General features: G+C 52.7%; 18 protein-coding genes, 2 tRNA genes and 2 rRNA genes. 6 read left to right on the top strand and 16 right to left on the bottom strand.

The genetic code is table 11. The annotated features are described in order from the left end of the window. Window positions 1-17: 17 nt before the first annotated feature. The 4 genes from rep to JQN59_RS23730 all read right to left on the bottom strand — a co-directional run bounded on the left by rep (window position 18) and on the right by JQN59_RS23730 (window position 4351). Complete coding sequence (gene rep, locus JQN59_RS23715) at window positions 18-2039, bottom strand: DNA helicase Rep (RefSeq protein ID WP_003829018.1); 2022 nt, start codon at window positions 2037-2039, stop codon at window positions 18-20. Between the two features lie 104 nt (window positions 2040-2143). After that, window positions 2144-2872 (bottom strand): nicotinamide riboside transporter PnuC, encoded by a 729-nt coding sequence (gene pnuC, locus JQN59_RS23720; protein ID WP_060683009.1) that lies wholly within the window; start codon window positions 2870-2872, stop codon window positions 2144-2146. Next, window positions 2872-3621, bottom strand: coding sequence for a nucleoside phosphorylase (locus JQN59_RS23725; RefSeq protein WP_188110119.1), 750 nt, complete (start codon window positions 3619-3621; stop codon window positions 2872-2874). Before JQN59_RS23725 ends, pnuC begins: the two co-directional genes overlap by 1 nt. Window positions 3622-3646: 25 nt before the next feature. After that, window positions 3647-4351 carry a Crp/Fnr family transcriptional regulator gene (locus JQN59_RS23730; RefSeq protein ID WP_149608257.1) on the bottom strand — a complete coding sequence of 235 codons (705 nt, stop codon included), beginning with the start codon at window positions 4349-4351 and terminating at the stop codon, window positions 3647-3649. A gap of 193 nt (window positions 4352-4544) precedes the next feature. Here JQN59_RS23730 and ppiC (JQN59_RS23735) point away from each other — a divergent pair, with 193 nt between their 5' ends. Further along, window positions 4545-4826: a peptidylprolyl isomerase PpiC gene (gene ppiC / locus JQN59_RS23735; protein WP_038634595.1), complete on the top strand. Its 282-nt coding sequence runs from the start codon at window positions 4545-4547 to the stop codon at window positions 4824-4826. Window positions 4827-4875: 49 nt separating this feature from the next. After that, entirely contained in the window at window positions 4876-5157 is a 282-nt protein-coding gene (ppiC, locus tag JQN59_RS23740) for a peptidylprolyl isomerase PpiC (protein ID WP_003017999.1), read from the top strand. A gap of 87 nt (window positions 5158-5244) precedes the next feature. On the opposite strand, the gene ilvC is transcribed toward ppiC (JQN59_RS23740), so the two are convergent. Beyond that, a complete protein-coding gene (gene ilvC / locus JQN59_RS23745) occupies window positions 5245-6720 on the bottom strand; it encodes a ketol-acid reductoisomerase (RefSeq protein ID WP_003829020.1) in 1476 nt (491 codons plus the stop codon). A gap of 164 nt (window positions 6721-6884) precedes the next feature. On the opposite strand from ilvC, the gene ilvY reads away from it, so the two are divergent. Both ilvY and fabV read left to right on the top strand, forming a co-directional pair. Beyond that, window positions 6885-7787: an HTH-type transcriptional activator IlvY gene (ilvY, locus tag JQN59_RS23750; RefSeq protein WP_003829023.1), complete on the top strand. Its 903-nt coding sequence runs from the start codon at window positions 6885-6887 to the stop codon at window positions 7785-7787. 172 nt (window positions 7788-7959) lie between these two features. Then, window positions 7960-9153: an enoyl-ACP reductase FabV gene (gene fabV, locus JQN59_RS23755; protein WP_008787067.1), complete on the top strand. Its 1194-nt coding sequence runs from the start codon at window positions 7960-7962 to the stop codon at window positions 9151-9153. A 63-nt stretch (window positions 9154-9216) separates the two neighbouring features. On the opposite strand, the gene ilvA is transcribed toward fabV, so the two are convergent. From ilvA to ilvL, 6 genes are all read right to left on the bottom strand, one after another. Continuing rightward, window positions 9217-10761 (bottom strand): threonine ammonia-lyase, biosynthetic, encoded by a 1545-nt coding sequence (ilvA, locus tag JQN59_RS23760; protein ID WP_079935207.1) that lies wholly within the window; start codon window positions 10759-10761, stop codon window positions 9217-9219. Between the two features lie 5 nt (window positions 10762-10766). Further along, window positions 10767-12617, bottom strand: a complete 1851-nt coding sequence (gene ilvD / locus JQN59_RS23765) for a dihydroxy-acid dehydratase (RefSeq protein ID WP_008787065.1) — start codon at window positions 12615-12617, stop codon at window positions 10767-10769. A 158-nt stretch (window positions 12618-12775) separates the two neighbouring features. Continuing rightward, complete coding sequence (gene ilvE, locus JQN59_RS23770; protein ID WP_149608258.1) at window positions 12776-13705, bottom strand: branched-chain-amino-acid transaminase; 930 nt, start codon at window positions 13703-13705, stop codon at window positions 12776-12778. 17 nt (window positions 13706-13722) lie between these two features. Continuing rightward, on the bottom strand, window positions 13723-13986 hold the full coding sequence (gene ilvM, locus JQN59_RS23775; protein ID WP_003018017.1) for an acetolactate synthase 2 small subunit: 264 nt from the start codon (window positions 13984-13986) through the stop codon (window positions 13723-13725). Next, on the bottom strand, window positions 13983-15629 hold the full coding sequence (ilvG, locus tag JQN59_RS23780) for an acetolactate synthase 2 catalytic subunit (protein ID WP_079935205.1): 1647 nt from the start codon (window positions 15627-15629) through the stop codon (window positions 13983-13985). Before ilvG ends, ilvM begins: the two co-directional genes overlap by 4 nt. A 139-nt stretch (window positions 15630-15768) precedes the next feature. Further along, on the bottom strand, window positions 15769-15867 hold the full coding sequence (gene ilvL / locus JQN59_RS23785) for an ilv operon leader peptide (protein WP_001311244.1): 99 nt from the start codon (window positions 15865-15867) through the stop codon (window positions 15769-15771). A 352-nt stretch (window positions 15868-16219) separates the two neighbouring features. Here ilvL and JQN59_RS23790 point away from each other — a divergent pair, with 352 nt between their 5' ends. Beyond that, window positions 16220-17740, top strand: a complete 1521-nt coding sequence (locus JQN59_RS23790; RefSeq protein WP_020996103.1) for a YifB family Mg chelatase-like AAA ATPase — start codon at window positions 16220-16222, stop codon at window positions 17738-17740. A gap of 24 nt (window positions 17741-17764) precedes the next feature. Here the strand turns inward: JQN59_RS23790 and maoP are convergent, their stop codons facing one another. Next, window positions 17765-18103 (bottom strand): macrodomain Ori organization protein MaoP, encoded by a 339-nt coding sequence (maoP, locus tag JQN59_RS23795; RefSeq protein WP_003018025.1) that lies wholly within the window; start codon window positions 18101-18103, stop codon window positions 17765-17767. A 106-nt stretch (window positions 18104-18209) separates the two neighbouring features. Here maoP and hdfR point away from each other — a divergent pair, with 106 nt between their 5' ends. Next, entirely contained in the window at window positions 18210-19055 is an 846-nt protein-coding gene (gene hdfR, locus JQN59_RS23800; RefSeq protein WP_095533172.1) for an HTH-type transcriptional regulator HdfR, read from the top strand. Window positions 19056-19155: 100 nt separating this feature from the next. Here the strand turns inward: hdfR and JQN59_RS23805 are convergent. The 4 genes from JQN59_RS23805 to JQN59_RS23820 all read right to left on the bottom strand — a co-directional run bounded on the left by JQN59_RS23805 (window position 19156) and on the right by JQN59_RS23820 (window position 22670). Further along, window positions 19156-19231, bottom strand: a tRNA-Trp gene (locus JQN59_RS23805). 52 nt (window positions 19232-19283) lie between these two features. Then, window positions 19284-19360: transfer RNA gene (locus JQN59_RS23810), tRNA-Asp, on the bottom strand. 192 nt (window positions 19361-19552) lie between these two features. After that, window positions 19553-19668: ribosomal RNA gene (gene rrf, locus JQN59_RS23815) — 5S ribosomal RNA — on the bottom strand. Window positions 19669-19762: 94 nt separating this feature from the next. Next, window positions 19763-22670 (bottom strand): 23S ribosomal RNA (locus tag JQN59_RS23820). Window positions 22671-22800: the final 130 nt, after the last annotated feature.

Consider the following 22800-nt stretch of genomic DNA (forward strand, 5'->3'; position numbering starts at 1 on the left):
TCCGGCCTACAAAATACCTACTTCGCTTTGGCTTTCGCCATCATTGCCCGAATATTAGCGATGCTTGCCTGCCCTTTTTGCATCCGCTCCTCAGCGCTCACCACTTTACGCTCTTGTTCCCAGATAACGTCATCCTGTGGCAGCTCCAGCAGGAAACGACTCGGTTCCGGACGCACCAGCTCACCATACTGACGACGCTCTTTACACAGAGTGAAGATGAGTTCTTTCTGTGCACGCGTAATCCCTACGTAAGCCAGACGACGTTCTTCGTCGATATTGTCTTCATCGATACTGCTCTGGTGCGGCAAAAATCCTTCTTCCATTCCCACCATAAACACGTAAGGGAACTCCAGCCCTTTTGAGGCATGCAGCGTCATCAACTGCACCTGATCCAGCTCTTCTTCGCTCTCTCCACGCTCCATCATGTCGCGCAGGGTAAAGCGGGTAACTACCTGGGTCAGGGTCATCGGCTCTTCCAGCTCACTGCCTTCCAGCATCTCCGTCATCCAGCTGAACAGCGTATTGACGTTTTTCATACGCATTTCAGCCGCTTTCGGGCTCGGCGAGGTTTCATACAGCCAGGATTCGTAATCAATACCGTGGATAAGATCGCGCACAGCGGCAACCGGTTCGCGCTCCGCCAGGCGCTGAATTTCACCCAGCCAGTGCGTAAAGCGGGTCAGAGAGTCATACCCGCGCCCGGTCAGAGTCTGGCTAAGCCCCATATCAAAGCTGGCGGTAAACAGGCTTTTATTACGCGTCATCGCCCATTCACCCAACTTTTGCAGCGTGGCTGGACCGATTTCACGCTTTGGCGTGTTTACGATGCGCAAAAATGCGCTGTCGTCATCCGGGTTGCTCAGCACACGCAGGTAGGCCAGCAGATCTTTAATCTCCGGACGCGAGAAGAACGACGTTCCGCCGGAAATTTTGTACGGGATACGGTTCTGCATCAGAAACTTTTCGAACACGCGCGACTGATGATTACCGCGATAAAGAATGGCGTAGTCTTTATATTGCGTCTTGTTCACAAAGTGGTGGGCAATTAATTCCCCGGTCACTCGTTCGGCTTCGTGCTCTTCATTATTGGCACTTAGTACCTTCAGCTCAGCACCGTAACCCAACTCGGAAAAGAGCCGCTTTTCAAAGACGTGTGGATTGTTCGCAATGAGGATGTTCGCCGCCTTAAGGATGCGACCTGATGAACGGTAGTTTTGCTCCAGCTTCACCACCTGTAAAGCCGGAAAATCTTTGCTCAACAGTACCAGGTTCTGCGGACGGGCGCCGCGCCAGGAGTAGATCGACTGATCGTCATCGCCCACGACGGTAAAGCGCGCACGTTTCCCTACCAGCAACTTCACCAGCTCATACTGGCTGGTGTTGGTATCCTGATATTCATCCACCAGCAGGTAGCGGATTCTGTTTTGCCAGCGCTCACGTACTTCTTCATTGCGCTGTAGCAGCAGCGTGGGAAGCAGGATCAGATCGTCAAAATCGAGGACGTTACACGCCTTCATATGCGCGTCATACAGACCATAGCAGTGGGCAAAAATACGATCGCGCTCGCCCTTTGCGCTGGCTGCCGCCTGCGCCGGAGTCATCAGATCGTTTTTCCAGTTGGAGATCGTCGAGATCAGCTGCTGGAGAATAAGCTTATCGTCTTCGATTAGCCCTTCGGTCAGTTCCTTAAGCAAGGCCACCTGGTCAGTATCGTCAAACAACGAGAAGTTAGACTTCATCCCCAGCGCCGCGTATTCACGCTTAATGATATCCAGTCCCAGGGTGTGGAAGGTGGAGATCATCAACCCACGCGCCTCTTTACGACCCAGCGTTTGCGCCACGCGCTCTTTCATCTCGCGCGCAGCCTTATTGGTAAAGGTCACTGCCGCAATATGTCGTGCCTGATAGCCACATTCACGGATAAGATGGGCTATTTTGTTGGTGATAACACGCGTCTTGCCGGAACCCGCTCCCGCCAGCACCAGGCAAGGTCCGGTGACGAATTCGACGGCTTGTTGTTGTCCGGGGTTCAAACGCATAAGGGATTGCTCAATCTGTAAACACGGGGGAGGTGGATTGTAGCAGAAAGAGGGAGAAAAAGAGTAACTGGCTACCCCTGTGAGTAGCCAGAAAATCGGGTCAATCAGGAAGCTGTCGCGGCTAGTGGTGTATAGCCGTTGCGCTGCGCGCTCTTGATCCAGCTGTAGGATCCCATCACCGCGATTGCCGTCAGCAGGACATACTCAAGCGACATGGCGTAAACGCCCTGCACCGCGTAAATAACCACGCTAATCACGTCGATGAGCACCCACAGCAGCCAGTTTTCGACATATTTACGCGTCATCAGAATCATGGCCGCAATCGACAACACCAGCATGGTGGAATCCCAGAACGGGAAGGCATCGGGCTGAAGGTCAGGCATCGCGACCGGTATACCTATCATTTGTAGCAGTGCAATCATAATGCGGGTAAGCGCTGCAAACACCGGATCGATAAACAGCGTCATCAAAACTATGGCCACCGCGCAAACGCCGCCCAATACCAGGGTTTGCTGACGGGAAAGCCAACGTACTTTGAGCGCTGCTTCCTGCGCCTCATTTTGCCGGCTCCACGCATACCAACCGTAAATGTTAGCGGCGAAGAAAAACACCTGTAGCAACAAGCTGGCATAGAGCTGAATCTGGAAAAAGATTGCTGCAAACAGCGTGACGTTAATCAGGCCAAACAGGTAATTGATGATTTTTTCCCGGCTGGCACACCAGATACATAACAGACCAAATACGGTACCAATGGCTTCAATCCAAGATAGTGCATAGCCGCCTTCGCCGAGAGGAATGTTGACCATTACATTGTTAATGCTAAAAAAGTCCATCACTGACCTCCTTGCTGACTATCGGAATGAATGGCGCGTAGCGCCAGGGTAATTTGCCGTTCTTCGCCCTGTTGGCACAACGTTTCCTGCTGGACATAATCATTGATACTGCTATCCAGACAACCGTTGTGGGCAACCACCACATTGAGTAATGACGCCGTATGTAACCCGCGCAGCGCACCGATGGTCATCAAAGCGGCACTTTCCATATCCGCACCCAGAACGCCGAGTGCCGACCACTGCGCATCCAGTTCCGCTTCCCGGTCGGTATAAAAACTATCGTGGCTGCGCACCAGGCCGCATGTGGCGGGAATATTCATCTGCCGCGCTTGCGCCATCAGTTCCCAGGTTAACTGCGGGTCGGCGCAGGCCGGATAGCCCGCAGGCGCATAGGTACGGCTGGTCCCGTCATCCGTTACCGCGGCATGGGCGATAATCACGTCACCAAGCGCAAGATTATCCTGCAATGCCCCGCAGCTACCGATACGAATCAGGGTCTTTACACCGATTTGACGCAGTTCTTCAATGGCAATAGCCGTAGACGGTCCACCGATTCCGGTAGAGAGCACTAAAATCTCGATCCCCTGATACCAACCTCGCGCGGCGCGAAACTCACGGTTTTGACCAAGCGATTCTGGGTTATCAAGAAAATTGGCGATGCGATCGACCCGCAACGGGTCTCCCGGCAGCAGCGCATAGCGTGCGCCTGTCATCTCCTTGCTTAACTGGATATGGGGTTGCAGCGACATTCTCGCGCCTCCTTCACTCTTGCGGTTATCCGATATCAGCCTCCCGCTTTAATTTTTCAGGGGCTGACAACACAATACTTTCACCATCGGTATCAATAATCTGTAACGCTTTCAGGTCATGTAAAATACGGTTAATACTGCGTGTCGTCGCCGCCAGTTCCTGACTGAGGTTTAGCTTATCCAGCAAAATTTCATTCGTTCCATCTTGTTGATAACGCAGCCATAACGCCTGGCACACTCGCTGATACAGCGAGTAAAGATTGTCGCTGCTTGCCTTTTTCGACAGCTGGTAATATTGCTGACTAAAGAAGCGAAGCATCCGCTGGTTAAAATGGTTATCTAACACCAGCCAGCGGCTGAAGTATTCCTGCGATAAGCTCAGAAGCTGCACATGTCCTACCGCCACTACCGAACAGATGTAATGGCGCGACTCAAAAATCTCGAGTTCGCCCAGCATATCGCCTTTCCGGTAGCGGGCTTGACGATAACGACGTCCATCTTCAGCCTCATAGAAAACATCGACTTCACCGGCAATAATCAGCGAAAAACGCTGACATATTTCCCCCTGCCGACAGATAAAGGCACCGCGTTGGATCTCTTCAAAACGCCAGCGCTGCATGATGTCCAGAGGGCAATATTTCAATAATTCATAGAGCTGTGGATCGCGAACAATATCACCCAGCCCGGTAAGCCATCCGACTGAAAATTCAGTTTTTTTCATTGTATCCATGATATCTCGCTCCATGGCTGTAGGGACAGGACGGAGGTCCCCGGCAAAAGGGAATGCGGCAGAGAAAATGTCGCTCATCTCCCGTTTCCATACATCAGGCGAGACATCTGTCCCGCGATGGCGAAGAGTATATGTCCACGACTAAGACGGGTGATAAAGTAATGGGACATCTTTGAGACATGAGAACAAAATAATGGCTAAGAGCGCGGCAGCCCTACATATCCTGGTAAAAGAAGAGAAATTAGCTCTGGAGATCCTGAGCAAGCTGGATCGCGGTATTAGCTTCGATCATTTGGCAAAACGCTATTCTCGCTGCCCCTCTGGGCGCAACGGAGGCGATCTGGGCGAGTTCAAACAGGGGATGATGGTGGGACCATTTGATGCCGCTGTGTTTAGCTGCCCACTGCTTAAACCTTACGGGCCTGTAAAAACCAAATTTGGCTACCACATCATCAAAGTGCTGTATCGACGGTAAGCCATGCTAAAATCGCGAGCCTTACAGACCCCCTTTTGAAGGCACGATCATGGCAAAAACAGCAGCAGCAGTGCATATCCTTGTTAAAGAAGAGAAACTGGCACTGGATCTTCTGGAACAGATTAAAAACGGCGCCGACTTCGGCAAACTGGCGAAGAAACACTCCATCTGCCCATCAGGCAAACGCGGCGGTGATTTAGGCGAATTCCGTCAGGGCCAGATGGTTCCGGCGTTCGATAAAGTGGTCTTTTCCTGCCCTGTGCTGGAGCCAACCGGCCCGCTGCACACTCAGTTCGGTTACCACATCATTAAAGTGCTGTACCGTAACTAAAAAAGCCGGGTGGCGGCTACGCCTTACCCGGCCTACATTTTACGATTTTGTAGGTCGGGTAAGCGAAGCGCCACCCGACAAGATTTATTATCCTGCGACCGCAATGCGCTTCATATCGGTCATGTAGCCACGCAGTTTCTGGCCCACTTTCTCGATAGCATGACCGCGAATCGCATCGTTCACGTCACGCAGCTGCGCGTTGTCTACCGCGCCTTCAGCAATCGCTTTGCCCAGGTCGCCGGTCTGCAGGGTGGTCATGAACTCTTTCAGCAGCGGTACGCAAGCGTAAGAGAACAGGTAGTTGCCGTATTCTGCGGTATCAGAGATAACCACGTTCATTTCGTACAGACGCTTACGGGCAATAGTGTTGGCGATCAGCGGCAGTTCGTGCAGTGATTCGTAGTAAGCAGATTCTTCGATGATGCCGGAATCCACCATGGTTTCGAACGCCAGCTCAACGCCCGCTTTCACCATCGCAATCATCAGAACGCCTTTATCAAAGTATTCCTGCTCGCCGATTTTACCGTCGAACTGGGCAGCGGTTTCGAACGCGGTTTTGCCGGTCTCTTCACGCCAGGTCAGCAGTTTCTTATCGTCGTTGGCCCAGTCAGCCATCATGCCGGAAGAGAATTCACCGGAGATGATGTCGTCCATGTGTTTCTGGAACAGCGGCGCCATGATCTCTTTCAGCTGTTCGGACAGCGCGTAAGCACGCAGTTTCGCCGGGTTAGACAGACGGTCCATCATCAGAGTGATGCCGCCCTGCTTCAGCGCTTCGGTGATGGTTTCCCAGCCGAACTGAATCAGTTTTTCAGCATATGCCGGGTCAGTACCTTCTTCTACCAGCTTATCGAAGCACAGCAGAGAACCGGCCTGCAGCATACCGCACAGGATAGTCTGCTCACCCATCAGGTCAGATTTCACTTCCGCAACGAAGGAGGACTCCAGCACACCCGCACGGTGACCGCCGGTGGCCGCAGCCCAGGCTTTAGCAATCGCCATGCCTTCGCCTTTCGGATCGTTTTCCGGGTGAACGGCGATCAGCGTAGGTACGCCGAAACCACGTTTGTACTCTTCACGAACTTCAGTACCCGGGCACTTCGGTGCCACCATCACGACGGTGATGTCTTTACGGATCTGCTCGCCCACTTCCACGATGTTGAAGCCGTGGGAGTAGCCCAGCGCTGCGCCGTCTTTCATCAGCGGCTGTACAGAACGCACAACGTCGGAGTGCTGCTTGTCCGGAGTCAGGTTAACCACCAGATCAGCCTGCGGGATAAGCTCTTCGTAGGTACCCACTTTGAAGCCGTTTTCGGTCGCTTTACGCCAGGAAGCACGCTTCTCAGCAATGGCTTCTTTACGCAGTGCGTAGGAGATATCCAGACCGGAGTCACGCATGTTCAGGCCCTGGTTCAGACCCTGGGCGCCACAGCCGACGATGACCACTTTTTTACCCTGAAGGTAGCTCGCACCATCGGCGAATTCGTCGCGACCCATAAAGCGACATTTACCCAGCTGTGCCAGCTGCTGGCGCAGGTTCAGTGTATTAAAGTAGTTAGCCATGATGGTGTACTCCGTGATGTTGTGTTGTGGTGCTTATTATTCGGTTCGCAGATTTGTATTTGCGAGATTGAATCCACATTACAACAGGAAATTTATTGCGGAAATTGATATATTCACAACGTCACATTGCAATTTATGCAACGTAGAAAATCGGAGGCTCGTCTGTGGATTTACGCGATCTGAAAATGTTCCTGCATTTGGCTGAAAGTCGTCACTTTGGCCGCAGCGCGCGGGCAATGCACGTCAGCCCATCCACGCTTTCCCGACAGATTCAGCGCCTCGAAGAAGACCTCGGCCAGCCGCTGTTTGTGCGCGATAACCGTACGGTTACGCTGACCGAAGCCGGTGAAGAGCTGCGCGTGTTTGCCCAACAGACGCTGTTGCAGTACCAGCAGTTACGCCACACTCTCGATCAACAAGGGCCGTCGCTGTCAGGCGAACTGCATATTTTCTGTTCGGTAACTGCCGCCTACAGCCATCTGCCGCCAATCCTTGACCGTTTCCGCGCCGAGCATCCGTCAGTGGAAATTAAGCTCACCACCGGCGACGCCGCCGATGCGATGGATAAAGTGGTCACTGGTGAAGCCGATCTGGCAATTGCCGGTAAGCCCGAAACGCTGCCTGGCGCGGTGGCGTTCTCGATGCTGGAGAATCTGACGGTTGTGTTGATCGCACCGGCGCTGCCCTGCCCGGTGCGAAATCAGGTATCGGTCGATAAGCCGGACTGGTCAACGGTGCCGTTTATCATGGCCGATCAGGGTCCGGTACGCCGCCGCATCGAGTTGTGGTTCCGTCGTCACAAAATCAGCAACCCATCGATTTACGCCACGGTGGGTGGCCACGAAGCGATGGTCTCAATGGTGGCGCTGGGCTGCGGCGTGGCGCTGCTGCCGGAAGTGGTGCTAGAAAACAGCCCGGAGCCGGTGCGTAATCGCGTGATGATTTTAGAGCGAAGTGACGAAAAAACACCGTTCGAGCTTGGCGTCTGCGCGCCGAAAAAGCGGCTGCATGAACCGCTGATCGACGCGTTTTGGAAGATTGTTCTGGAACGTAAATCCGCAGAGTAGCGCCAGCGTCAGGTCTAAAATCAGTGGTAGATTCAGTATTGGCGCTCCTTTTCTGTATAATGTCGTGATCCATTGTAGTGGGGGGCTTGTTAACCATCGCGTTAAGCAGGCCAGAACAGACGGTGTCATTGCGCACTTGACAGCGAAAATACAAACTTAATTAGCCATCATTATGATAATCAAACCAAAAATTCGTGGATTCATCTGTACAACGACCCATCCGACTGGCTGCAAAGTCAACGTGGAAAAGCAGATCGAGTATGTTAAGCAGAACGGGAAAATCGAGAACGGCCCGTCTCGCGTGCTGGTGATCGGTGCTTCCACCGGTTACGGTCTGGCTTCCAGAATTTCCGCCGCCTTTGGCAGCGGTGCCGCCACTATCGGCGTATTTTTCGAAAAACCGGGCACGGATACCAAACCAGGTTCCGCAGGCTGGTATAACTCTGCAGCTTTCGACGAAGCAGCCAAGCGTGAAGGTCTGTACTCCAAGAGCATCAACGGCGATGCGTTCTCTGACGAATGCCGTGATGAAGTGATCAAACTGATCAAAGAAGACCTGGGTCAGATTGACCTGGTGGTTTACTCACTGGCTTCCCCAGTGCGTAAAATGCCGAAAACCGGTGAAATCGTCCGTTCAGCGCTGAAGCCAATCGGTGAGGTTTACACCTCTAAAGCGATCGATACCAACAAAGATCAGATCATCACCGCCAGCATTGAGCCGGCAACCGAAGAAGAAGTTCAGAACACCGTCACCGTCATGGGCGGCGAAGACTGGGAACTGTGGATGGGCGCGCTGAGCGAAGCGGGCGTGCTGGCTGATGGCGTGAAAACCGTAGCCTACTCCTACATCGGTACCGACCTGACCTGGCCAATCTACTGGCACGGCGCGCTGGGCAAAGCGAAAGAAGACCTCGATCGCGCGGCGGGAGAACTGCGTAACCAGCTGGCACCGCTGAACGGTTCCGCTAACGTTGCCGTACTGAAGTCCGTCATCACCCAGGCATCTTCTGCGATTCCGGTAATGCCACTGTACATCTCCATGGTCTTCAAGCTGATGAAAGCGCAGGGGATTCACGAAGGTTGTATTGAGCAGATCAACCGTCTGATGACCACCAGCCTGTACGGCGATAAAGTGGCGCTTGATGACAACCAGCGTATCCGTATGGATGACTGGGAACTGCGTGACGACATTCAGCAGGCATGTCGCGATCTGTGGCCGCTGATCACTACCGAAAACCTGGCGCAAGAAACTGACTATGCAGGATACAAGCAGGAATTCCTGAATCTGTTCGGTTTTGCCCTCGACGGTGTGGATTACGATGCTGACGTGAATACCGAAGTCGAATTCGACGTTATCACGCTGTAATCTGCTGATACAGTAGCAAAAAGGGTTCATGTTTTTACATGAACCCTTTTTTAATGGCTGTCGTTAACCTGCCAGGAAGAACCTGAACGCCGGGTTATGTGTTTCATCATGACAGTCATAACCCAGTTCATTCAGCCGCGTTTCGAAATCAGGCTCGTGTTCACCCAACTCAAACGCCGCCAGCACACGACCATAGTCAGTGCCGTGACTGCGATAGTGGAACAATGAAATATTCCAGTGCGTCCCCAGGGTATGCAGGAATTTGAGCAACGCCCCCGGCGACTCCGGAAATTCGAAGCTATAAAGACGTTCCTGTAAGGGTTTCGACGGACGTCCACCGACCATATAGCGCACGTGTAGCTTCGCCATCTCGTCATCAGACAGATCCACCACGCTATAGCCGCCCTCATTGAGCAGTTGCAGGATTTCCTTACGCTCTTCCAGCCCACGGCTCAGACGTACGCCGACAAAAATGCAGGCGTCTTTCGCATCAGCAAAGCGGTAGTTAAACTCGGTCACCGAGCGCCCGCCCAGCAGTTGGCAAAACTTCAGGAAGCTGCCCTTTTCTTCCGGGATGGTCACGGCCAGCAAGGCTTCGCGCTGTTCCCCCAGCTCGCAACGTTCGGAAACGTAGCGCAGGCCGTGGAAGTTAACGTTAGCGCCGGAAAGAACATGCGCCAGACGCTCGCCGCGAATATTATGCTGGGCGATATATTTTTTCATCCCCGCCAGCGCCAACGCCCCGGAAGGCTCCGCCACCGCGCGTACATCTTCGAACAGGTCTTTCATTGCCGCGCAAATAGCATCGCTATCCACGGTAATAATATCGTCGAGGTATTCCTGGCACAGACGGAAGGTTTCATCGCCAATACGTTTCACCGCCACGCCTTCGGCAAAGAGACCCACTCGAGGCAGATCCACCGGATGACCGGCATCCAGCGCCGCTTTCAGACAGGCCGAATCTTCCGCTTCCACGGCAATCACTTTGATTTGCGGCATCAGCTGTTTAATCAGCACCGCAACACCTGCCGCTAATCCGCCACCACCAACTGGTACGAATACGCGATCGAGATGCGCGTCCTGCTGAAGTAACTCCAGCGCCAGCGTGCCCTGCCCGGCAATCACCATCGGATGATCGAACGGCGGCACCCAGGTAAAACCCTGCTGCTGCGACAATTCAATCGCTTTGGCTTTGGCTTCATCAAAGTTCGCGCCGTGCAGCAGCACTTCTCCGCCGAAGCCGCGAACGGCATCGACTTTGATATCGGCGGTAGCCGTTGGCATGACAATCAGCGCCTTCACGCCTAATCGCGCAGAAGAGAAAGCGACGCCCTGAGCATGATTACCAGCCGATGCGGTAATGACGCCATGCGCTTTTTGCCCTTCGGTCAAGCCCGCCATCATGGCATAGGCACCGCGTAGCTTGAAGCTGTGAACGGGTTGACGGTCTTCGCGCTTCACCAGAATGACGTTGTCGAGGCGCGAAGAGAGTTTTTCCATTTTCTGTAGCGGCGTTACCTGTGCCGCTTCGTATACCGGCGCACGCAGTACCGCTCTGAGATACTCGGCGCCCTCAGGAGCGCCGGATAGAGGTTGTGAATCCGCCATGGTCATTATCCCCCGAGCTTCGACTTATCGCGCACCGCACCTTTGTCGGCACTGGTTGCCAGGCTGGCGTAGGCGCGCAGTGCAAAGGAGACCTGACGCTGACGATCTTTTGGCGTCCAGGCTTTGTCACCGCGAGCTTCCTGCGCTTCACGGCGCGCAGCGATTTCCGCATCACTCAGTTGAAGTTGAATACCACGATTCGGGATATCGATGGCAATCATGTCACCATCTTCGATAATCGCGATATTACCGCCGCTGGCCGCTTCCGGAGAAACGTGACCAATGGAAAGCCCCGAAGTACCGCCGGAGAAACGACCGTCGGTAATCAGCGCGCAAGCCTTACCGAGGCCCATCGATTTCAGGAAGGTGGTGGGGTAGAGCATTTCCTGCATGCCAGGCCCGCCTTTCGGCCCTTCGTAGCGAATGACAACCACGTCGCCAGCCACCACTTTACCGCCGAGGATGGCTTCAACCGCATCGTCCTGGCTTTCATACACTTTTGCCGGGCCGGTGAATTTCAGGATGCTGTCATCCACGCCTGCGGTTTTTACAATACAGCCGTTTTCCGCGAAGTTACCGTACAGAACTGCCAGACCGCCGTCTTTGCTGTAAGCATGCTCCAGCGAGCGAATGCAGCCTTCAGCGCGGTCGTCATCCAGCGTATCCCAACGGCAGTCCTGTGAGAACGCCTGGGTAGTACGAATGCCGGCCGGGCCTGCACGGAACATTTTTTTCACCGCGTCGTCTTTGGTCAACATCACGTCATACCGATCGAGCGTTTGCGGCAGAGTCAGCCCCAGCACGTTTTTCACGTCGCGGTTCAGCAGTCCAGCACGATCCAGTTCGCCTAAAATACCCAGTACGCCGCCTGCGCGATGCACGTCTTCCATATGGTATTTCTGCGTACTCGGCGCCACTTTACACAGCTGCGGGACTTTGCGGGACAGCTTGTCGATATCACTCATGGTGAAGTCGATTTCCGCTTCCTGCGCGGCCGCCAGTAGGTGCAGAACGGTATTGGTGGAGCCGCCCATGGCGATATCCAGCGTCATGGCGTTCTCAAACGCTGCCTTGCTGGCAATGTTGCGCGGAAGCGCGGAAGCATCGTCCTGCTCATAATAACGTTTGGTCAGCTCGACGATGCGCTGGCCTGCGGTGAGGAACAGTTCTTTACGGTCGGCGTGAGTCGCCAACAGCGAACCGTTACCCGGCTGCGACAAGCCCAGCGCTTCGGTCAGGCAGTTCATCGAGTTAGCGGTGAACATACCGGAACAGGAGCCGCAGGTTGGGCAAGCGGAACGTTCAACCTGCTCGCTTTGTGAGTCGGAAACTTTCGGGTCAGCGCCCTGAATCATCGCATCAACCAGGTCGAGCTTGATGATTTGGTCAGAGAGCTTAGTTTTCCCGGCTTCCATCGGGCCGCCGGAAACGAAGATAACCGGGATGTTCAGGCGCAGAGAGGCCATTAACATCCCGGGGGTGATTTTATCGCAGTTGGAGATGCAGACCATCGCATCGGCGCAGTGGGCGTTAACCATGTACTCAACGGAGTCAGCGATCAGCTCACGCGACGGCAGTGAATACAGCATGCCGCCATGGCCCATGGCGATACCATCATCCACAGCAATGGTGTTGAACTCTTTCGCCACGCCGCCTGAGGCTTCGATTTGTTCGGCAACCAGCTTACCGAGATCGCGCAGGTGGACGTGACCCGGCACAAACTGGGTAAAGGAGTTCACCACAGCGATAATCGGTTTACCGAAGTCATCATCGGTCATCCCGGTGGCGCGCCACAATGCGCGGGCACCCGCCATATTGCGGCCGTGGGTGGTGGTAGCAGAACGATACTTAGGCATGCTTGATTAACTCCCGTCTGTCTTTCCCCTGAATACTTCACGCCGCAGGTGCGTTGGCCGTCTCGCTCACCCCAGTCACTTACTACAGTAAGCTCCTGGGACTTGCTGCGTTGCCGTCTTCCTGCAACGTGAATTATTTTGGGGAAATATTAATTTTGTTATTGGTTTACTGAATCCAACCAGCCGTATTTATCTTCCGTTTCACCGGTGAAGAGGCCAAAGAAGGCCTGCTGGATGCGTTTGGTGACCGGACCGCAGCGGCCTTCACCTACCTGGATACCATCGACACTGCGTACTGGGGTGATTTCGGCCGCGGTACCGGACATGAACACTTCATCGGCCAGGTACAGTGATTCACGAGACAGCACCTGCTCACGTACTTCGATATCGAGATCTTTCGCCAGCTTAATGATCGCATCACGAGTGATACCCGGCAGCGCGGAAGAGGTAAACGGCGGGGTAAACAGAATGCCGTCTTTTACTTCAAACAGGTTTTCGCCCGCACCTTCGGAGATGTAGCCATTCACATCCAGCGCAATGCCTTCCTGATAGCCATGACGACGCGCTTCGCTACCCACCAGTAGCGAAGACAGATAGTTACCACCCGCTTTAGCAGCAGTAGGGATGGTGTTCGGCGCCACGCGGTTCCAGGATGAAACCATCGCGTCGATCCCCTGCTCCAGCGCTTCTGCACCAAGGTAAGCACCCCACGGGAACGCGGCGATGATCACGTCGGTGGTGTATCCCGCTGGCGGGTTAACGCCCATCCCCACGTCGCCAACAAACACCAGCGGACGGATATAGGCGCTGGTCAGATTGTTTTTACGAATCACCTCGCGGCAAGCTTCCATCAGCTCATCAACGCTCTGAGAAACCGGAAAACGATAGATCTTGGCTGAATCACGCAGACGCTGCATATGTTCGCGATGACGGAACACCACCGGCCCTTTGTGAGAATCGTAGCAACGGATGCCTTCGAATACTGAAGTACCGTAGTGCAGCGCGTGGGACATCACGTGAACCTTCGCGTCTTCCCAACGAATCATCTCGCCATTAGACCACATGTAATCAGCTTTTTTCGTCGTCATTTTTCTTCCTTTTGCGCTCAGGCGCGGATTTGTTGTGATGTGGTTGTGCTCTGGCAGATAGCAACATGTGCAACGTCTACCAGTTTACTTAACTGACTAAACAGTAAGTCGACCGACCGGGGGCTGGCAACGGTCAATTCGATATTTATATTTTGCGCATCGCTGGCGGCTTCCATATTCATGGAGCACACCTGAAAACCGCGATGGCGTACCACGCGTAAAACACGTTCTAACGTTTCCGGATTGAAACGAGCCTCAACGGCGACCTGATGTTGCATCATGATAATTTCTCCAGCATTTCTGAGTTACTGGCACCTGGCGGTACCAGAGGCCAGACATTCTCAAGTTCGTCGATTGAGACATGAAGCAGGTATGGCCCCTCGCTGTTCAGCATGGTGTCGAGTGCCGCTTCAACCTGGTCTTTACGGGTGATGTGTTGACCTGGTATGCCGAAGGCGCTGGCCAACATGAGGAAATCGGGGTTATCAGTAAGGGTGGTTTCGCTATAACGTTCCTGGAAAAACAGCTGCTGCCATTGTCGCACCATGCCTAACCGCTGATTGTCGAGTAAAACTATTTTCAGCGGCAACTGCTTGCGTTTTACAGTGCCCAGCTCCTGTACATTCATCATGAAGGAGCCGTCACCGGAGATACAGATTACCGTATCGTTCGGGCGAGCAACCTGCGCACCAACCGCTGCTGGCAGGCCAAAGCCCATCGTACCCAGACCGCTCGAGGTGATGAAATTTTCCGGGCGGGTGTAGGTCATATGCTGCGCCGACCACATCTGATGCTGACCAACATCCGTTGTCACTACGCTGTCCGTGGGTTTGCGATCGGACAACTGCTTCAACAACAGTGGCGCGTAGATAGCCTCACCGGGATGATCATAGCGCCAGGTATGCTCTGTGCGCAGTTCAGCGCTATGCTGACGCCATGCGTCAATCTTCAGAGATTGCTGCAATGCCGGCAGCAGAGAATTTAAATCACCCTGCAATGCTACGTGCGCCTGACGCAGCTTGTTCATTTCCGCAGGGTCGATATCCATGTGGATCACGCTGGCGTTCGGTGCGAAGGTATTCAGCTTACCGGTCACCCGGTCATCAAAACGCGCGCCCACTGCAATCAGTAAATCACATTCTTGCACCGCGAAATTTGCCGCTTTAGTGCCATGCATTCCCAACATACCCAAATAGTATGGGTAGTCAGCTTCTACTGCGCCCAGACCTTTCAGCGTGCAGGCGACCGGCATTTGGGTTACCGCGATAAATTCACGCAGGGCCGGGACCGCCTGCGCCATACCAACGCCGCCACCGACGTACAGGATCGGTTTTTGCGCCTGCGCCAGCATTTTACGTGCCTGCTCAACGTCAGCGTGCGGGAAATCCTCTACGTTTTCGACGGTCGTAAAATACGGCTCCAGCGTACCGCTGGCCAGCTGGATATCTTTCGGGATATCAACCAGAACCGGACCCGGACGACCGGAGTTCGCCACAGCGAAAGCCTCTGCCATAATGCGCGGCAGCTCTTCCAGTGACTGCACCAGGAAACTGTGTTTGGTGCAGGACAAAGACATACCCAGAACGTCCACTTCCTGAAACGCATCCGTTCCGATGAAAGGTGAGGCCACCTGACCGGTGATCGCCACCACAGGAACAGAATCTAACAGCGCATCGGCAAGTCCGGTGATCAGGTTGGTAGCGCCAGGACCTGAAGTGGCGATACACACGCCGGTTTTACCGGTCGCACGGGCATAGCCAATTGCCGCCATTGCCGCGCCCTGCTCGTGTCGGCACAACAGGTGTTCTACGCCGCCGTCATACAACGCATCGTAAACCGGCATAATTGCGCCACCAGGATAACCAAAGACGGTTTGAACCCCTTGTGCACGCAACGCATGTACCACCCACTGTGCCCCATTCATAGTTACATCCCCGCCGTAAATCTTGAGAAACAGAATTTTATGCTACCGTTCACTTTCTGCTCCTCGTGTATGTTTTTAAGGTCAAAAAAAACCCCCGGACCTTTCGGTGCGGGGGTCTTAGTTCGTTAAGGCTTGTTTTCTAAGCCTTTCCTCGTCCAAGTGCAGCCCCGCACGGTGGGATAATAATCACCACCACGCTAATCACGACCAGGCTAATCACTCGTAGAAGGGCTGTCATTTTTGTATTTTCTTGCATCTTGTTCGAAGGAATACCTAAAGAGTTACCATAGAATTTGCAAATGACACAAGATATTTTTTTATTCGTTTTTCTGACGCCGTTAACGGTTTAGATAAATATCGTTGTTTTTTATACAAAAAATCAAAAGTGAAAATATTTCACGTTTCAGGTGATTCTCGGCAACCCGTTCCCTACTAAAAACGTTATTCAAAAGCGTTTGCGAGCGCTATTCCAGGCTTTATGCAAGCAGTATTGAGCTACATAAAAACACGGGAATAAGCCTCTAAAAACCGTAATTATGTGAAATCTTGCCGCGATGTATTGCGACATAATGCTTTCATCAGGAGGGCTTATGTCACTATCGATTGTTCACACACGCGCTGCGCTGGGCGTGAATGCGCCAGCCATTACCATCGAGGTACATATCAGCAATGGTTTGCCTGGTTTAACCATGGTGGGATTACCCGAAACAACGGTAAAAGAGGCTCGCGATCGAGTTCGCAGTGCGATTATTAATAGCGGTTATGAATTCCCGGCAAAGAAGATAACCATAAACCTCGCTCCGGCCGATCTCCCGAAAGAAGGGGGACGATATGATTTACCTATCGCAGTTGCGCTTCTGGCAGCGTCTGAGCAGCTTACAACCCATAACCTCGATACATATGAGCTGGTAGGCGAATTAGCGCTTACAGGCGCGTTACGCGGCGTTCCCGGTGCGATATCAAGTGCAACTGAAGCTATTCGCGCAGGCAGGAGAATTATTGTCGCAAAAGAGAATGCAGCTGAAGTGGGACTGATACACGGTGAAGGGTGCCTTATTGCCGATCATCTACAGGCTGTATGCGCATTTCTCGAAGGTAAGCATGATTTAGACAGACCATCATCGGCAGATTTTACCCCCTGCGCATTAGCAGATGATCTGAGCGATGTTATCGGCCAGGAACAGGGTAAACGCGGGCTGGAGCTTACCGCAGCTGGCGGTCATAACCTCTTACTCATCGGGCCGCCGGGAACGGGTAAGACCATGCTGGCCAGTCGCCTGAGAGGATTGCTTCCGCCACTAAGCAATGATGAAGCACTGGAAAGCGCCGCGATTCTAAGTCTGGTTAATTCCGACACGCTACAAAAACAGTGGAAACAACGCCCTTTTCGTTCGCCGCATCACAGTGCTTCATTAACTGCCATGGTCGGTGGCGGCTCTATTCCTGCGCCAGGCGAGATATCTCTGGCGCATAACGGCATACTGTTTCTGGATGAACTTCCCGAGTTTGAGCGGCGCACGCTGGATGCACTGCGAGAGCCCATTGAGTCCGGGCAGATTCATTTATCCCGCACTCGGGCAAAAATAACTTACCCCGCGCGTTTTCAGCTTATTGCTGCCATGAATCCCAGCCCAACAGGACATTATCAGGGGAACCATAACCGCTGTACCCCAGAGCAGACACTACGCTACCTCAATCGATTATCAGGCCCATTTCTTGACCGCTTCGATCTCTCCCTCGAAATCCCCTTACCGCCGCCCGGCATACTCAGCCAGAGCCAGGTAAAAGGGGAAGATAGCGCAACGGTGAAGCAACGCGTTATAGCAGCACGAGAGCGTCAGTATCGGCGGCAGAATAAGTTAAATGCGCAACTGGACAGTCAGGATATCCATAAATACTGTCCACTGCGTAGCGACGATGCGCAGTGGCTTGAAGAAACGCTCGCGCATCTCGGATTATCCATCCGCGCCTGGTTACGCCTGATAAAGGTCGCTCGAACGATCGCGGATATAGAACAATCTGACCATATCTCTCGCCAGCACTTACAGGAGGCTGTTGGGTATCGGGCGATAGACAGATTACTCATTCATTTGCAGAAGCTACTGGCATAAAAAAAGGGCTTTCGCCCTTTTTTATTAATCATCAGATTCGGTGTAGTCTTCCGCACCTTCCACCTGAGGTTTCCCACCAGACAGCGTGTGGAAGCGTTTTGGACGCTTAATGCGCGTCATGTATTTGGACCACACACGTTCAGCTTCGGTAACCGGTTCGCGCTCACCACGGCATACCGCAACAAACAGTTTTTCTTCTTCCGTTACCGGCTCACGCTTGCCCAGATCCAGCTCGTTGAAAGCATAACCGTGACGCTCAAGCAGTTGTGCTTCTTTAATGGTGAAATCACCATGACGGGAGAATCCGCGGGGATAATATTTATTATCGAAATATCGATTAGTCGTCGTAAAGCTTTCCGCCATCCTGCACGCTCCTAATTCTTTGGCCGAGCTATTTATGGCGCGGAGTATTAGTTACGCTTGACAGAGCGTCAAACAAAAGATTTAAATCATAACGACAAATAATTTTATGGAGCGAGTTGTGGATACGGAATTGTTAAAAACTTTCCTGGAAGTTAGCCGGACACGCCACTTTGGCAGGGCTGCTGAAGCGCTCTATCTGACCCAATCAGCGGTTAGTTTTCGGATAAGACAACTGGAAAATCAATTGGGTGTAAACCTGTTCACCCGACACAGAAACAATATCCGTTTAACCGCTGCAGGTGAAAAATTATTACCTTACGCTGAAACGCTGATGAATACGTGGCAAGCAGCACGTAAGGAGGTTGCGAATACCTCGCGGCATAACGAGTTTTCTATTGGTGCCAGCGCATCCCTCTGGGAATGCATGCTTAATGGCTGGCTGGGGCGTTTGTACCAATCCCAGGAGCCACAATCCAGCCTACAATTTGAAGCGAGGATCGCGCAGCGACAGTCGTTAGTAAAACAGCTTCATGAACGACAGCTTGATCTATTGATTACTACCGAAACGCCCAAAATGGACGAATTTAGCAGCCAACTGTTGGGATATTTCACGCTGGCGCTCTATTGCAGTTCTCCTTCACAAACCAAAGATGAACTGAATTATCTGCGTCTGGAATGGGGACCTGACTTTCAGCAACACGAGGCTGGATTGATTGCGGGAGATGAAGTGCCGGTACTTACCACCAGTTCGGCAGAATTAGCCAGGCAGCAACTTTCAGTCCTCAAAGGTTTTAGCTGGCTGCCGGTCAACTGGGCTAAAGGTAAAAGCGATCTCCATACGGTTACCGACAGTACAACGCTTTCACGCCCGTTATATGCAGTTTGGCTGCAAAATAGCGATAAACATGCGCTGATTTGCGATCTGCTGAGAACAAATATTCTGGAAGATTAAGGAAAACGCTGGCAAGGATGCCGGGAGTAAAATAGAAAGAAGGAAAAACTCAAATTACAGGTAAAAAAAAATCCTTAGCAATAATGCTAAGGATTGTTTCTGGCAGGGGCGGAGAGACTCGAACTCGCGACACCCGGTTTTGGAGACCGGTGCTCTACCAACTGAGCTACGCCCCTAAATCTTCTTATCATTAAGCCTGCTTAGTAGCAGGCTTAATTTTCTAATAAGTGGCGGAACGGACGGGACTCGAACCCGCGACCCCCTGCGTGACAGGCAGGTATTCTAACCAACTGAACTACCGCTCCACCGAATTTCTTTGTCACCACCCGGATTCTTCATCCCGGTTTACTGCAATTTGATGCCTGGCAGTTTATGAATCACTTTGTGATTCACCCTTCGGGCCGTTGCTTCGCAACGTTCAAAAGCTTTCGCTTTTGTCCTACTCTCTATCGAGTAGTGAACTGCCTCGAAAGTCAGTGCCATACTTCTAATTTGATGCCTGGCAGTTCCCTACTCTCGCATGGGGAGGCCCCACACTACCATCGGCGCTACGGCGTTTCACTTCTGAGTTCGGCATGGGGTCAGGTGGGACCACCGCGCTACAGCCGCCAGGCAAATTCTGTTTATCAACACACCTCCTGGGCATGTCGATGTTATCTGTATCAGGCTGAAAATATCTCTCTTCGCCAAAACATCTTCGGCGTTGTAAGGTTAAGCCTCACGGTTCATTAGTATCGGTTAGCTCAATGTATCGCTACACTTACACACCCGACCTATCAACGTCGTCGTCTTCAACGTTCCTTCAGGACCCTTAAAGGGTCAGGGAGAACTCATCTCGGGGCAAGTTTCGTGCTTAGATGCTTTCAGCACTTATCTCTTCCGCATTTAGCTACCGGGCAATGCCATTGGCATGACAACCCGAACACCAGTGATGCGTCCACTCCGGTCCTCTCGTACTAGGAGCAGCCCCCCTCAATTCTCCAGCGCCCACGGCAGATAGGGACCGAACTGTCTCACGACGTTCTAAACCCAGCTCGCGTACCACTTTAAATGGCGAACAGCCATACCCTTGGGACCTACTTCAGCCCCAGGATGTGATGAGCCGACATCGAGGTGCCAAACACCGCCGTCGATATGAACTCTTGGGCGGTATCAGCCTGTTATCCCCGGAGTACCTTTTATCCGTTGAGCGATGGCCCTTCCATTCAGAACCACCGGATCACTAAGACCTGCTTTCGCACCTGCTCGAGCCGTCACTCTCGCAGTCAAGCTAGCTTATGCCTTTGCACTAACCTCCTGATGTCCGACCAGGATTAGCTAACCTTCGTGCTCCTCCGTTACTCTTTAGGAGGAGACCGCCCCAGTCAAACTACCCACCAGACACTGTCCGCAACCCGGATTACGGGTCTACGTTAGAACACCAGCCATTAAAGGGTGGTATTTCAAGGATGGCTCCATGCAGACTGGCGTCCACACTTCAAAGCCTCCCACCTATCCTACACATCAAGGACCAGTGTTCAGTGTCAAGCTATAGTAAAGGTTCACGGGGTCTTTCCGTCTTGCCGCGGGTACACTGCATCTTCACAGCGAGTTCAATTTCACTGAGTCTCGGGTGGAGACAGCCTGGCCATCATTACGCCATTCGTGCAGGTCGGAACTTACCCGACAAGGAATTTCGCTACCTTAGGACCGTTATAGTTACGGCCGCCGTTTACCGGGGCTTCGATCAAGAGCTTCTCCTTACGGATAACCCCATCAATTAACCTTCCGGCACCGGGCAGGCGTCACACCGTATACGTCCACTTTCGTGTTTGCACAGTGCTGTGTTTTTAATAAACAGTTGCAGCCAGCTGGTATCTTCGACTGATTTCAGCTCCATGGGTAAACCACTTCACCTACATATCAGCGTGCCTTCTCCCGAAGTTACGGCACCATTTTGCCTAGTTCCTTCACCCGAGTTCTCTCAAGCGCCTTGGTATTCTCTACCTGACCACCTGTGTCGGTTTGGGGTACGATTTCGTGTTACCTGATGCTTAGAGGCTTTTCCTGGAAGCAGGGCATTTGTTACTTCAGCACCGTAGTGCCTCGTCATCACACCTCAGCGTTAATAAGGTACCGGATTTACCTGGAACCTCCGCCTACATGCTTAAACCGGGACAACCGTCGCCCGGCTAACATAGCCTTCTCCGTCCCCCCTTCGCAGTAACACCAAGTACAGGAATATTAACCTGTTTCCCATCGACTACGCCTTTCGGCCTCGCCTTAGGGGTCGACTCACCCTGCCCCGATTAACGTTGGACAGGAACCCTTGGTCTTCCGGCGTGCGGGTTTTTCACCCGCATTATCGTTACTTATGTCAGCATTCGCACTTCTGATACCTCCAGCATGCCTCACGACACACCTTCAACGGCTTACAGAACGCTCCCCTACCCAACAACACATAGTGTCGCTGCCGCAGCTTCGGTGCATGGTTTAGCCCCGTTACATCTTCCGCGCAGGCCGACTCGACCAGTGAGCTATTACGCTTTCTTTAAATGATGGCTGCTTCTAAGCCAACATCCTGGCTGTCTGTGCCTTCCCACATCGTTTCCCACTTAACCATGACTTTGGGACCTTAGCTGGCGGTCTGGGTTGTTTCCCTCTTCACGACGGACGTTAGCACCCGCCGTGTGTCTCCCGTGATAACATTCTTCGGTATTCGCAGTTTGCATCGGGTTGGTAAGTCGGGATGACCCCCTAGCCGAAACAGTGCTCTACCCCCGAAGATGAATTCACGAGGCGCTACCTAAATAGCTTTCGGGGAGAACCAGCTATCTCCCGGTTTGATTGGCCTTTCACCCCCAGCCACAAGTCATCCGCTAATTTTTCAACATTAGTCGGTTCGGTCCTCCAGTTAGTGTTACCCAACCTTCAACCTGCCCATGGCTAGATCACCGGGTTTCGGGTCTATACCCTGCAACTTAACGCCCAGTTAAGACTCGGTTTCCCTTCGGCTCCCCTATTCGGTTAACCTTGCTACAGAATATAAGTCGCTGACCCATTATACAAAAGGTACGCAGTCACACCCCAAAGGGTGCTCCCACTGCTTGTACGTACACGGTTTCAGGTTCTTTTTCACTCCCCTCGCCGGGGTTCTTTTCGCCTTTCCCTCACGGTACTGGTTCACTATCGGTCAGTCAGGAGTATTTAGCCTTGGAGGATGGTCCCCCCATATTCAGACAGGATACCACGTGTCCCGCCCTACTCTTCGAGTTCACAACACATGCACTTTTGTGTACGGGACTTTCACCCTGTATCGTGCGACTTTCCAGACGCTTCCACTAACACACATGCTGATTCAGACTCTGGGCTGCTCCCCGTTCGCTCGCCGCTACTGGGGGAATCTCGGTTGATTTCTTTTCCTCGGGGTACTTAGATGTTTCAGTTCCCCCGGTTCGCTTCATTACGCTATGTATTCACGTAATGATAGTGTGTCGAAACACACTGGGTTTCCCCATTCGGAAATCGCCGGTTATAACGGTTCATATCACCTTACCGACGCTTATCGCAGATTAGCACGTCCTTCATCGCCTCTGACTGCCAGGGCATCCACCGTGTACGCTTAGTCGCTTAACCTCACAACCCGAAGATGTTTCTTTCGATTCATCATCGACTTGCAAAAATTTGAGAGACTCGAACACACCGCTTTTCATTTCTTATTACGGAGAAATGAAACAGTGTGTCGTTTCAATTTTCAGCTTGATCC

Origin of the sequence: Citrobacter sp. B72 (assembly GCF_016894305.1) — a bacterium.
Lineage (GTDB): Bacteria > Pseudomonadota > Gammaproteobacteria > Enterobacterales > Enterobacteriaceae > Citrobacter > Citrobacter portucalensis.